This window comes from Streptomyces corynorhini (assembly GCF_003346515.1).
In the GTDB taxonomy this organism is placed as follows: domain Bacteria; phylum Actinomycetota; class Actinomycetes; order Streptomycetales; family Streptomycetaceae; genus Streptomyces; species Streptomyces corynorhini.
Genome location: NZ_QQNA01000470.1, coordinates 1 through 875, shown reverse-complemented (window position 1 = coordinate 875; position 875 = coordinate 1). Strand labels below are relative to the sequence as shown.

Annotated in this window: 2 protein-coding genes; both read right to left on the bottom strand. The window is 75.5% G+C overall.

All coding sequences use genetic code 11. The features are described 5' to 3' along the window. Window positions 1–333: SRPBCC domain-containing protein (locus tag DVH02_RS34580; RefSeq protein ID WP_267899098.1), on the bottom strand; the 333-nt coding region annotated here is incomplete at its 3' end. A gap of 60 nt (window positions 334–393) precedes the next feature. Continuing rightward, on the bottom strand, window positions 394–875 hold a 482-nt coding region (locus tag DVH02_RS34575), incomplete at its 5' end, for a spermine/spermidine synthase domain-containing protein (protein WP_456113503.1).

Here is an 875-nt window from a genome sequence, read left to right as displayed (position 1 = left end):
GTCGCCTTCAGCGGCGGGCGGCGTCGCGCCGGGGGCGGGGGCGGGCGTCTCCGTCAGCCGGATCGTGAGCGTCAGCTTGGCGGAGCCCGTACCGCGGATCTCCGCGCCCTCGCCCTCCGCCGAGAAGGCGCCGTCCCGCTCGGCGAGCGTCAGCGCGCCGCGGTAGGTGATCGTGTGGCCGCCGACCCGTACCTTCACCCGCCCGGAGAGCGGTCCCGCCGTCTCCTCCGCGTCCTGTTGGAGCCCCGGCACACAGCGGGCGACCCGGGCGGGGTCCCGCAACGTCTGCCGTAGGGCCTCTGCCGAAACCGGAACGAACACCTCATGCTCCATGGAACCCGAGCGTAGTGCCGTCGGGCGGGAGCGGGGGGCTTCTTGCACGCTCCCTCTGCCTCAATCCACGTATCGCGGATGCAGCAGCGTCGACGGCGACAGCCCGGCCAGCCGGGTCTCCTCCGTGTCGCGGGCGCCCGCCGTCAGTACCGGCTCCGCCAGCGACCGCAGCGGCGGCGCGTCCGCCGGGAGCGCGAGCGGCGGCCGGGCGCCCGTCCCGGCCAGCTCGAAGCCCCAGTCGCTCGCGGCCGGGCCGCCGCTCTTCGCCCGGTCCGGTCCCGCCGCGAAGCCCGACGGATGGCCCACCGCCCGGTACGGGCTGGTGGAGAAGCCCGCGGCACGCAGCGTCGCGTCGACCGTCCAGTACGTACGCGGCTGGGCCGTGGGCGATCCCGCGTGCACGGCGAGCCGGCCGCCGGGCGCGAGCACGCGCGCGGTCAGTCCGTAGAACTCCTCGGAGTACAGCTTCGTACTGGGGGTGATCCCGGGGTTGGGCAGATCGGAGATCACCACGTCGTAGAGCCCGCCCCCGGCCCCGCCCC